The organism is Anaeropeptidivorans aminofermentans, from assembly GCF_940670685.1.
GTDB classification, from domain to species: Bacteria; Bacillota; Clostridia; order Lachnospirales; family UBA5962; genus Anaeropeptidivorans; species Anaeropeptidivorans aminofermentans.
Window position 1 is genome coordinate 2,419,391 of record NZ_OW711693.1, and the last position, 15,440, is coordinate 2,434,830.

Consider the following 15,440-nt stretch of genomic DNA (forward strand, 5'->3'; position numbering starts at 1 on the left):
TTTACCCTTCTGCGTTTTAAGAATTATCTTCTTTAATATAGACCCACACTTTACAGTTTTAGTTCCTTGACGTATAATCTAATATAAAATGTGTTTTGATTAAATTTTAATAGGAGTGTAGCGCTATCGAAAATAATTGTGTAGGCAGAATTTATACTGAGCTTAAAAAGCGTATTATCACAAATATATATTTACCCGGGGAAGTTTTGAGCGAAAATAGCATAGCAGCTGAATTTAACGTAAGCCGTACCCCTGTTCGGGAGGCGTTAAAGGCCCTTCAAAATGAAAAATGGATAACCATTATTCCTAAAATAGGGATTCAGGTTTCTACTATAGAGATGAATGAGCTTAAAAAAAGCTTTAATGTTCGAAAGGCATTGGAAACCCTTGTCATTACTACCATTATGGATATTGATATTCCAAAGGAAACTATGGATAAGCTTGAATATCTATCGCAAAAATGCAATTCTCCCGAAACATCAAGTGCAGAAGCAATAGAAATTGACGTGGAATTCCATGAAACCCTATGGAAGCTCTGCGATAACGATATACTGCTGCGATACCTTCAGGAGCTTCATTATTATGAGCAAAGATGGTGGTATTATATGAAAAATGCAAATCCTAATCTTAAAGAGGTGGGGGATATGGGTTCTCTTATCAGACTTTGCAAATGTATAAAGGAAAGGGATTTAGATAATGCTTTAAATGTGCTGTATATGCATCTTGAATATTACATTGACCAGCTTCGAAACGCATTTTTTTAAAAAAGAATACAATAACAAAAGAAAAAACACCTGAAACAGGTGTTTTTTCTTTTGTTATTCATAAAAATATTCCTATTTATTATACGAAAAATTCTTGTCCATATAGTTTTTAAGATATTCAATAAAATGCTTTTCTCTTTCATTTAAAATATAATCATCGCATGTAAAATATACAACCACATAATCATCATCAACATTATCAAGATTTAGGCATACGCATTCAAGCCTTTCTGCCTCATCAGGAGCAAAATCGAAGGAAAAAGCAATATAGCCGCATAATCTTATGGCATCGTAATAGCTTGCGCGGCTTGAAATAAACTGTATATCGCTTCCTTCCGAATCTACCCCTACAGCCCCAAGGTTTTTTTCAAAATCCAAATCATCATAAGTTACAAAAGGATATTGAATAAGCTCGTCAAAATCCACCTTATCTCTTTTAGCCAGAGGGTGGTCCTTATATACGGCAATCTTTATAGGAAGCCCCTCTTTTAAAACCTTTAATTCAAGATTATTATTAACTGCATAATTTCTGTATATTTCCAAATCATATCTGGAAAAGTATGTGAGACCCATTCTGCATCTTCTCGTTATAACGTCTTGAAAGTTTTGGTCAAGAACTTCCTCTCTGTAAATATCCCTTGAAGAAAAATTCACAGGATGGTCCTTTTTATAACTAAAAAAGGCATTGGAAAACATAGAAGAAGACGATGCAGATATAGAAAGATTTTCACTTTCGTAGTTAATATCAGGAACAAGCTTCATTCTTTTATATTCGTTAAACATTTTTTCAGCCGATTCAATAAATTTCTTTCCCTGCTCCGTGGGAATAATGCCGGTTGTTGTTCTGTCAAATATCCGATAGCCGATTTCATTTTCAATATTTTTTAATATGCTGCTTAAGGTCGGCTGAGAAATAAACAACGTTTTAGATGCCCTGTTAATGGACCTATATCTGTTTATTTCAAGAATATATGCTAAATGTTCCATTGTCATCGTAATCAATCCTTGTCCTTATATATATTTTTTTTCTATATCATGGTTAGACTTTTATATAACAATATTATCAAATACTATGTTATCATAAATTGTAACTAATGTTAAGCTATTACCGTACTGGCATTATGGCAGTTTTTACATTAATATAATTTTCTTATTTTTTTGTTTGTAAATTTTTTATTTTTTTCGCTTACTTGCTTTCATATTTTCTAATTTATATAGCTAAATAGATAGCCATATAAAAATTAATTTAAGTAGATTCTCTTTTATACTGTTTTTGCTATTCTGTTTTCGTCTTATATTTAACAAAGTGAACAGATATAAAATATATTCAAGAGAATTTTAAATATGAGAGCAGATAAATAAATTTATTTCTTTTTTATAACCTGCAATCTTAAATTATTAAGGAGGTAACACCAAATGAAAAGAAACAAATTGTTAGCATTAAGCCTCACAGCACTGATGGCGATTTCCGCCCTTTCAGGCTGCGGCGGCAATGGAGCGGAAGCGCCTGCACCTTCTGAAGTTGCTCCTTCTGAAGCTGCTCCTTCAGCAGAGGCTCCTGCGGATAAGGCTCCCGAAACACCCTCGGACGCAATCGACGAAGTTCAGTACTTCAACGATTATCTTAATTCAGAGCCTGCTACTCTTGACCCGGGCAAAGCCGCGGATGAATATGCAAACGGCATCTTAAACAACATCATGGAAAAGCTTACAGTGTATCAGGTAAATGCTGACGGGGAAGCTGAAATTTCTCCTGCCGGCGCTGAAAGCTGGGATATTTCTCCTGACAATACTGTTTATACTTTTAAATTAAGAGAAAACTACTGGCAAGACGGCCAGAAGGTTACTGCACAGGATTACGAATACGGTATTAAAAGATCGATAGATCCTGCAACAGGTTCTCCAAACTCTTACCTTTTAACACCGATTAAAAATGCAGAGGCTGTTATGGCAGGCGAAATGGGCGTTGATGAGCTTGGGGTAAAAGCAATTGACGAAAACACTCTTGAAATTACTCTTGGGGCGCCTACACCTTATTTCTTAAGCCTTACTTATCAGAACAATATGTCCCCTGTTCGTAAAGATATTATCGAAGCACAGGGCGATAAATTTGGTTCAGAAGCTGATACAATTCTTTCAAACGGACCTTTTGTACTTTCAAGCTGGACTCATAACTCCGAGCTTAATTTAGTTAGAAACGACAAGTTCTGGAACAAAGACAATATTAAGCTTGAAAAAGTAAACATTAAAATTCTTGACGATGACAATGCCCGTCACAACTCTTTTGATAACGGCTCTATTGACGCTGTTGCTACAACAATCGAAGAATGGGTAGACAGATTCGACAAGAAAGACGGAACATACAGAATAGACTATACCTTAACCTCTAACTATTATTCTTTCTTTAACACACAGGACGAATTATTTAAAAATGCCAACATCAGAAAAGCGTTTATCGTAGCATTAGACAGAGATATGTTTAATGAAGTTCTTTTCAGCGGTTATTCAGAGCCTGCCTACGGCTGGGTTCCAAAGGGTGTTGCTGTTGACGCCACAGAATACAGAAGCGTTGCAGAAGAGCCTTTAAAGAAGCTTATTGAAGAAAATCCCGACCCTAAAGCACTTCTCTTAAAGGGTATGGAAGAGCTTGGCTTAGGCGACGATCCTTCAACACTTAAAGTAGTATGGAGCCTTGGCGGAACAAGCCAGAGAATGAGAACCATGGGTGAATTCTTCCAGCAGATATTAAAGCAGAACCTTGGCGTAAACCTTGAAATAGAACTTAACGATTGGCCAATGTTCCAGTCTAAAATCGTATCAGGAGATTTCCAGATCGGCTACATGAGCTGGGGCGCAGAATATAACGATCCTTATTCAATGTTAAGCCTTCTTATCAGCACATCAAACGCTATTAACACAGGATGGGTTAACGAAGAATATGATAAATTAATGGCTCAGGCTTCCGTGGAAATGTATGACGCAAAACGTATTGAATTATATCAGGAAGCTGAAAACCTTATGCTTTACGAAGAAGGCGTTGTAAATCCTGTTATTTATCCAAAACGTATTTCTTACGCATATGATTATGTTAAAAACATGGCTGACAGACCTCTCCTTACACAAGGTTACAGAAATCTTTATACTCAGGGCAGACCATAAATATAAGAAATAAGTATCTAAGTATAGGCCGTTACAAAGCCGGTTTGAATTGCCGAACCGGCTTTGTTATCTATTAAGGGTATTAAAGCAAAATATAAAAACATCAGATATAGTAAGTTAAAGTTAAACAGAAACAAAATCCTATATCCATAAATAGGTTTTTGTTACTTCTTTATGAGAAATTTACTTTATTATTTATATTTGTTATTATCTGATCAAGCCTATATATTTAGCCCATATTAAAAGTATAATTGAAGTAATCTATATTAAGGCAGACCTATGTATTCAGCAGGCTTTTTATCTGTTAAATGCTTAAGTATTTATCTGCCTCATTAAAGGGGGAGCATTGGAATGTTAAAGTATATAATAAAAAGAATATTTTATATGCTTATAACCTTATTTATTATCATTACAGCTACATTTTTTATGATTCACAGTATTCCCGGGGACCCGCTTTCATACCTTGCAAAGAACCTTCCCCAGCAGACAATGGAAAACTACTATAAAAAATACGGCTTAGATAAATCAAAGCCGGAACAATACGCAATCTTTATGAAAAATCTTGCAAAAGGCGATTTGGGAGAATCCTTAAGATATCCCGGCAGAAGCATCACAGATACTGTTGCAACAAACTCCGTCGTATCCGGTAAAACCGGAGGCGCCGCTCTTTTCATCGGCTTTGTTGTGGGGGTAAGCCTTGGTATCATAGCAGCCCTTAACAGAAATCGGTGGCCCGACTATATCGTTATGTTTGTGGCCATTGTAGGAACCACCATCCCTGTTTTTGTCATGTGCGCCTTGCTTCAATATGCCCTTACGGTAAAAATTCCTGTTCTTCCTACCACCGGCTGGGGAAAAGCTTCCCATATGGTGCTTCCTGTAATCGCATTGTCCTTCGGTGTAATTGCTACTTATGCAAGATACATGAAATCAAGCGTTCTTGAAGTAAATAATCAGGATTATATTCTTACTGCTCAGGCAAAAGGCGTAAGCAGCTTTAGAATTGTAACGGACCACATCATAAAGAATGCAATTCTTCCTTGTGTTACGATGCTTGGGCCAAGAATTGCCGGTATCTTTACAGGAAGCTTCGTAGTAGAAAAAATATTTGCCATCCCCGGATTAGGCTTCTACTATGTAAACAGCATAAACGACAGAGATTATTCCATGATTTTAGGCATAACGGTTTTCTATGCGGCTTTATTTGTTATTGTACAGCTTTTAGTTGATATTCTCTATGTATTTATTGATCCGAGAATAAGAATTACAGACTAAGTCTTAAAATCCAATTTTAAAAGTGAGGTTTACTATGGAAAATATATCTTCGGATAAATTTGAGATTATAGGCATAGATAAGTCTGCAATGGAGCTGAAGGGTCGTCCGCCGGTAAACTACTGGCAGGATGCATGGAGAAGATATAAGGAAAATAAAATTGCTCTTGTTGCGCTTTTTGTGCTTTTAGTTCTTATTATAATGATGATTATAGGCCCTGCCTTAAGCGGCTATTCCTTTGAACAGATGGATGCTTTGAATAAAAACAAGCCCCCAAGCATTGAACACTGGTTCGGTACCGACGAGCTTGGCCGGGATATTTTCGCAAGAGTATGGATTGCCGGCCGTGTCAGCATTATCATCGGTCTTTTCGGCGCTTTTATATCCAGCTTTGTTGGAACAATATACGGCGGTATTTCCGCTTATTTCGGGGGAAAAGTAGATACCATTATGATGCGTATCGTTGAAATACTCATGAGTATCCCCTATCTTATCATCGTTATTTTAATCATGGTTATTACAGATTCAAAGAGTCTCGGTACGCTGATTGTCGCCCTTACGATTACAGGCTGGTGTAATATTGCCCGTATGGTAAGAGGACAGATTCTTCAGCTGAAAAGCAATGAATTTGTTATGGCGGCAGAGGCCCTTGGGGTAAGCCCCTTTAAAATTATTACACGCCATCTTATACCAAATACCCTCGGTATCATTATCGTTGCCATTACTTTTGATATACCAGGCTACATCTTCTCCGAAGCCTTTTTAAGCTATATAGGCTTAGGTATTCAGCCGCCCAACACAAGCTGGGGTGCTCTCGCCTCCGCCGCACAGCAGAAGTTTATGTTCTATCCGTATCAATTGTTCTTCCCTGCGCTTCTCATCGCTCTTACCATGCTTAGCTTTACGCTGATAGGCGATGGCCTCAGGGACGCTCTGGACCCTAAACTTAGAAAGTAGAAGGTGTATAAATGGATAAAATATTAGAAGTTAATAATTTACACGTTTCTTTTAATACTTATGCAGGGGAAGTAAAAGCAGTAAGAGGCGTAAGCTTTCACCTTGAAAAGAAGGAAACCCTTGCCTTCGTAGGGGAATCCGGCTGCGGTAAAAGCGTTACGGCAAAGTCTATCCTTAGGCTTCTGAATCCAAGTGTTGCTGAAATCAAAAAAGGCTCTGAAATCAAATACAGCGGCAAAGACGTTCTTGCCATGAATAAAAAAGAGCTGAATTCCTTTAGAGGTCAAGAAATAAGCATGATTTTTCAGGACCCTATGACAAGCTTGAACCCTACGATGACTGTAGGCAAGCAAATCATGGAAAGCCTTAAAATACACAGAAATTTAAACGAAGCAGACGCTAAAAAAGAAGCCATCAGAATCCTTGAACTTGTAAAAATCCCCGATGCAGCAAAGAGAGTTGACAGCTATCCTCATGAGCTTTCCGGCGGTATGCGCCAAAGAGTTATGATTGCCATTGCCCTTTCCTGCGATCCCAATGTTTTAATTGCAGACGAGCCTACAACAGCCCTTGACGTTACAATACAGGCGCAGATTCTGCATCTTATTCACGAGCTTAAGGAAAATTTAGGTACGGCCGTTATCCTTGTTACTCATGACTTGGGGGTAGTAGCAAACTATGCCGACCGTATTCAGGTAATGTATGCCGGGCAAATTATGGAAAGAGGAAGCACTCCTGAAATATTCCAGAATGCTAAGCATCCTTATACATGGGCTTTATTAAAAAGCATACCGAAACTTGCTAAAAACACCAAGGAAAAGCTTTACACCCTCCTTGGCACACCTCCCGACTTGGTTTTACCTTTAAAGGGCTGTCCCTTTGCCGCAAGGTGCGAATACTGCATGAAAATCTGCAAAGAAGAACCCCCTGCCGAAGTCTCCTTATCCGATACTCATAAGGTAAGCTGCTGGCTGATGCACCCCGGTGCGCCGAAGGTCAAAGGATTTTACGAAGATGAGGTGTTAAGATGAAAAAAGAAGCGATCTTAGAGGTTAAAAACCTTAAAAAATATTTCAATGTTAAAAATAAGGGAACCTTGAAAGCCGTAGACGATATAACCTTCACCATAAATAAAGGCGAAACCCTGGGGCTTGTTGGAGAATCCGGCTGCGGCAAAACCACCTGCGGAAGGACAATCCTCGGCATATACCCAAAAACCGGCGGAGAAATCATTATAAACGGCATCAACAACGATGACTTAAAAGGCAAAGAAAAGCTGAAGTTTAAAAAAGACTGCCAGATGATTTTTCAGGACCCTTATGCCTCTTTGGACCCGCGTATGACCATCGGGGAAATCATCGGCGAAGGCATGGATGTTCATTTTAATATTTCAACAGAGGAAAAAAATAAGCGAATTAAAACTTTACTTGAAAGGGTCGGCCTTACCCCTGATTACCAGAACCGCTTTCCCCACGAGCTTTCCGGCGGGCAGCGTCAGCGTATCGGTATTGCAAGGGCATTGGCTGTAGAGCCTAAATTTATCGTCTGCGACGAGCCTATTTCTGCTCTTGACGTATCTATTCAGGCTCAGATTGTAAACCTTTTAATCCGTCTTCAAAAAGAAGACCAGCTCACCTATTTGTTCATCTCCCATGACCTTTCCATGGTAAAGCATATTTCCGACAGAGTCGGCGTTATGTATTTAGGTTCAATGGTAGAGCTTGCATCAAATATAGAGCTTTATGACAATCCAATGCACCCTTATACAAAGGCGCTCATTGCCGCAATCCCCGAGGCGGACCCTGATAATCTGGGACAAAAGAAAGGCTATAAGCTTGAAGGAGAAGTTCCAAGCCCTATTAACCCTCCGTCAGGCTGCAAATTCCACGGAAGATGCCCTATTGCAACAGAACTATGTAAAACCGATATCCCGGAGCTTCGGGAATTAAAAGAAGGCCATTTTGTTGCGTGCCATCACGCTTAATTTATACAAAGCGAACTTGAAAAAATGATATATAGGCTTTAGCTTATAAACCATTTTTCAAGAAAACGTTTCCTTATATAGTAAAACAACTTTAAAGTAGTAACAAAAGCCTATTTTTCATAAACGGCTTAATATAATAGAGCCCCTTCTATTAAGCCATTCAAAATATACGGTTTTTGTTACTGTAATCTAATTGTTTTACTATAGTTAAAAAATGTTTATTTGACAAAATCAGCCTCTTAGCTTTATTAACTACAGAATTTGTTTTGGCTTTGATATTCAAGGGAGCAAGCCCTTGAGAATTTACTTTCATACGCCTTTAAGCATTTTTGCTTAATACTAAGTAAAACAGTTTTAATGTAGTAACAAAAACTATTCTTCATAAACGGCTTAAATACATAGAAGCACTTATATTAAGCCATTCAAAATTACGGTTTTTGTTGCTGTGATTCAACTGTTTTACTATATATGAAATTTTTGAGAATAGATTCTCATAAGCCCCCTGTTTCATACAGGGGTTTTTTAATGAATTTAGAGAGAAGGATGTTAATGCTGAGAAAAGAAGTTATTGAGCGAATCCTTTCTGCTGCCACCGAAAGAGGCGCAGACTATGGAGAGGTATTTTTAGAAGACAGCAAATCTACCTCTATACAAATGAATAATAATACCATTGAAAGCGGCGTAATCAATCAGGATTACGGCATAGGCATAAGAATTTTTTCAGGTCTTGACAATATATATACCTATACCAATGACCTTAGGGAAGAAAACCTGATTAAAATGACAAGAGACGCCGCCGCTACTTTAAAAGAAAGAGAAAAGGCAGGCTACAGGCCTTTAGGAGAGCTTAAAACCGTAGAAAATAAAAGCCCTGCCCTCATTCTTCCTACGAAAACAGATTACAGCAAAAAAATTGACCTTCTTAAAAATATCGTTTCCACAGGAAATCAATACGATGAAAAAATAAAGAAAATAACCGTAAATTATTACGATGGTGTTCAAAACGTAATCATCGCCAATACTGACGGCCTTTACGCAGAGGACCAAAGGGTAAAGACCCGTGTGAGAATCGGCGCTATGGCAGAAAATAAAAACAATGTCTATATGGGCTATAGAAGCGCCGGTGCTATGAAAGGCTTTGAATTTTACGAAAACGCCGACCTTGATTATATTACAAAAGACAGCTGCCGTATGGCCATCGCCATGCTTGACGCAAAATATGCTCCTGCCGGAAGAATGAGCGTCATAGCGGATAACGGCTTCGGCGGCCTTCTTTTCCATGAGGCCTGCGGCCACAGCCTTGAAGCCTCTTTTGTATCAAAAGGCACAAGCGAATTCTGCGGAAAGCTTGGCACCCAAGTTGCAAGCCCAATCCTTACTTTGATTGATGACGGCTCCATGCCGGGCATGTGGGGTTCTTTAAATATGGATGACGAAGGGACCCCTACTCAGAGAAACGTTCTCATAGAAAAGGGTATCTTAAAGGGCTACATGGTGGATAGACTAAACGGAAAGCGAATGGGCATGAATCCCACAGGCTCTTCCAGAAGGCAAAATTACCGCTTTGCTCCTACTTCCCGAATGACAAATACTTATATTATGCCGGGAGAAAGCAAAAAAGAAGATATGATTGCAAATACCGAAAGAGGAATTTTTGTAAGCCATATTAACGCCGGCTCCGTAGACCCTCTTACGGGAGAATTTAATTTCTCTACCCTTGAAAGCTATATGGTTGAAAACGGAAAAATAACCTACCCCATAAAAGGTGCTTCCTTAATCGGAACAGGAATCAATATTCTAAAACAGGTAGACATGGTAGGAAATAATCTTGAAATCGGTGACGGCTTCTGCTTTGCAGGAAGCGGAGCTTTATTCATCTGTGCAGGCCAGCCAACCGTAAGGGTTAACAACATGACCATAGGAGGTGTTGAATAATGATTGATAAAGACCTTCTTAAAAGCCTTTCCGATACCCTTAAAAGTAAAGGCATCAAAGATATAAGATATTATATATCGGAGGCTGAAAAAACTTCTCTTTCCTTATATAAAGGCGAAAGTGACGGAAGCTCTGTTTCTTCAGTCCAGCGTGTTTTTGCAGAAGGAAACTATAATTGCAATCTGGGAAGCGTATACATAGAAAATTTAAATAAAGACTTATTTAACGAATATGCCGAAATCATCAAGGCTACCGCGGAATATAACAAAAAGCCCTTTATCGCCTACGACATTGACGAAAGCTTAACTTCAAAAGAAGCGCTTGTGTTTCCCGAAAACAGTGAAATCCTTTCTCATATGGCGGCACTGGAAGAAAAGCTCTATGCCTCGGATAAAAGAATCAGCAATATCAATCACTTCTCCACGGTTAAGGCTCATGAAAAGATAACTTTAATGGACGAGAATGGAAAAAGCTGCCATAACAGCTCAGGCTATATATTCCAAAATATAGATATTATTTCCGAGGAAAATAATATTAAAAAAAGCAGCGGAAGCTACAGATCCTCTAAAGCCTATGATAAGGGCCTTATGGAAATTATCAGCAAAGAGGCCCTGAAGGAAAGTACGGCGCTTTTAAATTCTGTAATTCCCGAAAGCGGAAATTATGCTGTTATCTTTAAAAATACGGTGTTTGCTGAAATATTATCTATGATTTTTCCTATTTTTTATGCTGACGTTATATTAAACGATATGAGCCCTCTTAAAAATAAAATAGGAGAAAAGGTGTTTTCTGATATTCTGAATATCTATGAAGACCCTGTAAGTAAATTTGGACGGGTTTACAGAACATTTGACGATGAAGGCGTCAAGACCCAAAGAAAGAACATCATCACAAACGGCGCTTTTGAAACTATTCTTCATAATCAATCTACCGCTTCCAAAATGAACACCGTTTCCACAGGAAACGCCTTTAAAAAGTCCATTCAGGAAAGCCCTTCCATAGGCGTAAGCAATATATTCATAACAAAGGGTGATTTATCCTACGAAGAGCTTAAAGCCTCCATGGGTTCCGGTATTGTGATTACAAATGTTCAGGGCCTTCATGCCGGAATCAATACCCTAACAGGAGATATTTCCCTTTTATCCACGGGAATCCTCATTGAAAACGGCAAAGAAGTGTCCGGCGTTGAGCAAATAACCGTTGCAGGCAATCTCTTTGATATGTTGAAAAATATCTCCGCCATAGGAAACGACTGGGGCTCTACCTCATTTTCTTCCATGGCAAATTTAAGTTTCATCACCTGCCCGTCAATTCTATTTCAATCTCTTACGGTGGCAGGGAAATAACTTTAATCACCTTAAAAATAAGTATAAAAAGCTCTTTGCTTTAAAGCAAAGAGCTTTTTATACTTAAATTCATATGAAATCGTATCGTAAATTTACTTTTTTCTTATTTATAGTAAATCTCTCATAAGGAAGTAACAAAAACCTATTCACTGCAGGTTCAATAACACAGATTCCCTTCGGAAGCGGCATACTTTTGAGCCTACACGAATATATGGTTTTGTTACTGTTTCACTTTAAATTTATTATATCCTCTCTAAAGCCAATGCTTACAGAGCCATAAAGGCAGTTTACTATATAAAAAACAAATTAACTCATAAAAATAAAAATTATTAAAACAAAAAATAAAAGCCATAGCATAAACGCTACAGCCCTTATTTATAAGATACACCTTCGGGGATTCGAACCCCGGACCCACTGATTAAGAGTCAGTTGCTCTGCCAGCTGAGCTAAAGATGCATAATAAAACAGCAGTTTTTCATTGTATTTGTTGTCCATCTTTCCGAACAACAGTGTAAATTATACCGCCTTTCCCCTTCATTGTCAATAGCTTTTTTTAAAAAAGATAAAAACTTGTCGTAACGTTTTTTAGGATTTTAAAACCGGATAAATCCTTATCCGGTTTTGTTTTAATTCTCTTTATTTCTTCTCTTTTATGGGAACCCATATTTCCGTTTTGTAATCTTCGGACTGATTATCTCCCTCAGAATACACTTCGATATCCGGTGCATCGGCATATTCATATCCCGATGTGGGAAGCCACTCCGTTACAATCCGCCTTTGCATATGCTGCAAAGCATGAGGCATAGGGCCTATGCATTCAAATACTGCCCATGTGCCCTCGGGAACAGTATAGGCCTGCATGCCTTCTGGAATTTCCCTGTCTGAGGAAACGGCTATATAATAATCAAAGCTTTTTCCGTCCATACAGGTACAAACCCCCATTAAGCCGTAGGGCGGTTTGTTCATAAGAGAAATTATTTCGGGTATTTTTGCCGCACTTTCCTGCCAGAACTTAGGTATTTCTTTAAAATTATCTTCCACATTCAAAATATAATTTTTGCTGACACCTACAATTCTAAATGCTTCCTTCTTTTCAATCTTATAATTCATTTCAGCTTCTCCTTTAATTGTTATTTTGAAGCTGATGGGAAGGAAGGCTTTCAGTTTTATCCCCTCAGACTTGGCTAAGGACGGTGCAAAACCATGGACATTTTGAAAGGCCCTGTTAAATGCCGTTGGGGAATCGTATCCATATTTTAATGCGACATCAATAACCTTTTCCCCTTTTTGCAAATCCATTGCCGCCAAAGTCATTTTTCTTTTCCTTATATATTCGGAAAGAGGTATCTCCGCCATGTAAGAGAACATTCTTTGAAAGTGAAAGCCTGAGCAGCCGGCAATTTTCCCAAGCTTCGACAGGTCCATCTCCTCAGTCAAATGTTCTTCAATATATTTTATGGCGTTATTATAATTATTAAGCCACTCCACTCCATCGCCTCCTGACAATTAAAGTATATATGCATATACTTAAGCTTTCCTCTTTAATTATATACGAAAAATGAGAGTATGCATATGAAGGCTTAATATATATTATAGTCTATTTGTTTTTATTCCTCAGTAAGCAGGTGGCTAAGGAGGCATAAAATCAAAGAAAAACAAATAATAGATAATACTGCTATTTCATATTTAAACGAGTATAAGTTTTATGATAAAATAGGAAGAATCAATATAGAATCAAGGTGAATACATGAAAATAATAATATCTCCTGCTAAAAAAATGAATATTGATACCGATAGCCTTCCTCATGAGGCTCTCCCCCATTTTCTTCCCGAAGCAAAAGCGCTTTTAGGGAAACTAAAATCTATGGACTATCATGAGCTTAAAAAATTATGGGCATGCAGCGATGCCCTGGCAAAAATGAATTTTGAAAGGCTTCATACGATGGATTTTGAAAATAAACTCACTCCTGCCATACTGTCATATGAAGGCATTCAATACCAATACATGGCCCCGGGCGTATTTGAGTATAATCAATATGCTTACATAAAAAAGCATCTTTATATTGTTTCAGGTATGTACGGCCTGCTCCGCCCTTTTGACGGTGTAGCTCCCTACCGCTTGGAAATGCAGGCAAAGCTCTCTGGAGATGCGTATAAAAATCTTTACGGATTCTGGAAGGATAAGCTTGCAAAAAAACTCTCAGAAGAAAGCAGTACCATAATAAACCTGGCCTCAAAAGAGTACAGTAAAAGCATAAGCAATGATCTGCCGAAAAATATCAGCTTTATAACCTGTTTCTTTACCCAATTGAAAGATGGAAAACTAATCGAAAAAGGCACAGAATGTAAAATGGCCCGGGGAGAAATGGTTCGCTTTATGGCGGAAAACAATATTTCAGACCCTGAGAATATAAAATATTTCGATAAGCTTAATTATAAATTTTCAGATAAAGATTCCAATAAAAATAATTTTGTCTTTATCAAACCACGTAATCAATTAAAATAGACGCTTTAAAAGTATTTTCCACTAACCGCCGGCTTAGAAATTCACTATATATTATAAAAGACCCTCCCAGCCGCAACAAAATAGCATCAAATTATACAATATTGCCTTTTGGGGTATATTTTGTCTTTTTGGAGTAGAAATTCTCTAAAGTATTAGTTAAACTAATAAAGTTAGCTTAGTATAACTAAAAGAGGAGGATTATCTAATGAACAATAAACTTCAGGCAAAAGACCTGATAAACATCGGAATATTTACCGCAATTTATTTTATTGTATTTTTTACCACAGGCATGCTTGGCTATATTCCTGTTTTAATGCTTGCCATACCTATTATATGCCCGCTGGTTGCAGGAATTCCTTTTATGCTTTTTCTTACAAAAGTAAATAAATTCGGCATGGTAACCATAATGGGCATTTTATTAAGCCTTTTTATGTTTCTTACAGGGCATCCATGGCCTATTCTTATCTTCGGTGTGTGCTTTGGATTATTAAGCGATATTGTCCTTAAGAAAGGAAATTATAAAAACTGGGGATTGGTATTAGTAGGGTATGCCATATTCAGCGAATGGATTATGGGGCTTCTTTTCCCTATTTTCTTTTTAAGGGAAAGCTTTTTCGCTTCCACAAGAGACGGCTACGGCGATACATATGCAGATACGCTTGCATCAATAACACCCATGTGGGTATTTTTCCTAATGATTGCTTTCGTAGCTCTGGGAGCGCTTTTAGGCGCATTTCTTGGAAAATCACTGCTTAAAAAGCATTTCCAAAGGGCAGGGATAGCGTAATGGTTGAGTATATTTCGTCAAATAATGGAAAAAAGCCTTTAAACCTTGACCCCAGAACAAAAATAATGATTCTGATTTGCGTAAATGTCGTTATGGTTGGCGGCGGATTAAGCGGGACCTCTGTATTTGTCCGCCCGCTTTTTGGGCTCCTTCCCTTTATAATGCTCTTATCGGGATATAAATACAAACCGGCTTTTCTCTATTTGGCTTTTATTTCTTTTTCCATGTTTACCGAGCTTTTTCTTGTAAACATAACCACAGGCGTTCTCAATTTATTATGTATTATTTTTTCGGGAATAATTTCACGTTTTATTCCCGGCATAATTACAGGCTACTATCTTGTAAGCACAACTAAAATAAGCGAATTAATCGCCTCTATGGAGCGTATGAGAATTTCTCCTAAAATCATTATTCCTTTTGCGGTTATGATTCGGTTTTTTCCAACTGTAAAAGAGGAAAGTGCCGCTATAAGCGATGCCATGAGAATGAGAGGAATACGTTTAGGGGGCGGAAACCCCCTTGCTATGCTTGAATACATTATCGTTCCTTTACTTATGTCTACAGTAAAAATAGGCGAAGAGCTTTCTTCGGCTGCCTTAACAAGGGGCCTTGGGGCTCCTGTTAAAAGAACAAATATATGCAAAACAGGATTTAAAGCGCCGGATTTTGCAGCGGCAATGATCATATTACCCGCATTTTTATTTTGGAGCATTTATTAAAAATGTTTGT

General features: G+C 37.9%; 13 protein-coding genes and 1 tRNA gene. 11 read left to right on the forward strand and 3 right to left on the reverse strand.

The annotated features are described in order from the left end of the window. The first annotated feature begins 149 nt into the window (after positions 1-149). Positions 150-764: a GntR family transcriptional regulator gene (locus NBX03_RS10230; protein WP_267134883.1), complete on the forward strand. Its 615-nt coding sequence runs from the start codon at positions 150-152 to the stop codon at positions 762-764. Between the two features lie 72 nt (positions 765-836). On the opposite strand, the gene NBX03_RS10235 is transcribed toward NBX03_RS10230, so the two are convergent. Next, complete coding sequence (locus NBX03_RS10235) at positions 837-1,757, reverse strand: LysR family transcriptional regulator (protein ID WP_250227680.1); 921 nt, start codon at positions 1,755-1,757, stop codon at positions 837-839. A 423-nt stretch (positions 1,758-2,180) separates the two neighbouring features. Between NBX03_RS10235 and NBX03_RS10240 the strand changes: the two genes are divergently transcribed. The 7 genes from NBX03_RS10240 to NBX03_RS10270 all read left to right on the forward strand — a co-directional run bounded on the left by NBX03_RS10240 (position 2,181) and on the right by NBX03_RS10270 (position 11,418). Beyond that, positions 2,181-3,923, forward strand: a complete 1,743-nt coding sequence (locus NBX03_RS10240) for a peptide ABC transporter substrate-binding protein (RefSeq protein WP_250227681.1) — start codon at positions 2,181-2,183, stop codon at positions 3,921-3,923. Between the two features lie 351 nt (positions 3,924-4,274). Continuing rightward, complete coding sequence (locus tag NBX03_RS10245) at positions 4,275-5,198, forward strand: ABC transporter permease (RefSeq protein WP_250227682.1); 924 nt, start codon at positions 4,275-4,277, stop codon at positions 5,196-5,198. Between the two features lie 34 nt (positions 5,199-5,232). After that, on the forward strand, positions 5,233-6,153 hold the full coding sequence (locus tag NBX03_RS10250; protein WP_250227683.1) for an ABC transporter permease: 921 nt from the start codon (positions 5,233-5,235) through the stop codon (positions 6,151-6,153). An 11-nt stretch (positions 6,154-6,164) separates the two neighbouring features. After that, positions 6,165-7,184 (forward strand): ABC transporter ATP-binding protein, encoded by a 1,020-nt coding sequence (locus NBX03_RS10255; protein WP_250227684.1) that lies wholly within the window; start codon positions 6,165-6,167, stop codon positions 7,182-7,184. Continuing rightward, on the forward strand, positions 7,181-8,137 hold the full coding sequence (locus NBX03_RS10260; RefSeq protein WP_250227685.1) for an ABC transporter ATP-binding protein: 957 nt from the start codon (positions 7,181-7,183) through the stop codon (positions 8,135-8,137). Before NBX03_RS10255 ends, NBX03_RS10260 begins: the two co-directional genes overlap by 4 nt. A 549-nt stretch (positions 8,138-8,686) precedes the next feature. Continuing rightward, positions 8,687-10,072 (forward strand): TldD/PmbA family protein, encoded by a 1,386-nt coding sequence (locus NBX03_RS10265; RefSeq protein ID WP_250227686.1) that lies wholly within the window; start codon positions 8,687-8,689, stop codon positions 10,070-10,072. Next, positions 10,072-11,418, forward strand: coding sequence for a TldD/PmbA family protein (locus NBX03_RS10270; protein ID WP_250227687.1), 1,347 nt, complete (start codon positions 10,072-10,074; stop codon positions 11,416-11,418). Before NBX03_RS10265 ends, NBX03_RS10270 begins: the two co-directional genes overlap by 1 nt. Before the next feature lie 383 nt (positions 11,419-11,801). Here NBX03_RS10270 and NBX03_RS10275 read toward each other — a convergent pair. After that, positions 11,802-11,874: transfer RNA gene (locus NBX03_RS10275), tRNA-Lys, on the reverse strand. 180 nt (positions 11,875-12,054) lie between these two features. Further along, a complete protein-coding gene (locus NBX03_RS10280) occupies positions 12,055-12,906 on the reverse strand; it encodes an AraC family transcriptional regulator (RefSeq protein WP_250227688.1) in 852 nt (283 codons plus the stop codon). 259 nt (positions 12,907-13,165) lie between these two features. On the opposite strand from NBX03_RS10280, the gene yaaA reads away from it, so the two are divergent. From yaaA to NBX03_RS10295, 3 genes are all read left to right on the forward strand, one after another. Continuing rightward, positions 13,166-13,924 (forward strand): peroxide stress protein YaaA, encoded by a 759-nt coding sequence (gene yaaA, locus NBX03_RS10285; RefSeq protein ID WP_250227689.1) that lies wholly within the window; start codon positions 13,166-13,168, stop codon positions 13,922-13,924. A 205-nt stretch (positions 13,925-14,129) separates the two neighbouring features. Then, entirely contained in the window at positions 14,130-14,711 is a 582-nt protein-coding gene (locus tag NBX03_RS10290; RefSeq protein ID WP_250227690.1) for an MptD family putative ECF transporter S component, read from the forward strand. Continuing rightward, a complete protein-coding gene (locus NBX03_RS10295) occupies positions 14,711-15,430 on the forward strand; it encodes an energy-coupling factor transporter transmembrane component T (protein WP_250227691.1) in 720 nt (239 codons plus the stop codon). Before NBX03_RS10290 ends, NBX03_RS10295 begins: the two co-directional genes overlap by 1 nt. The last annotated feature ends 10 nt before the right edge of the window (positions 15,431-15,440 follow it).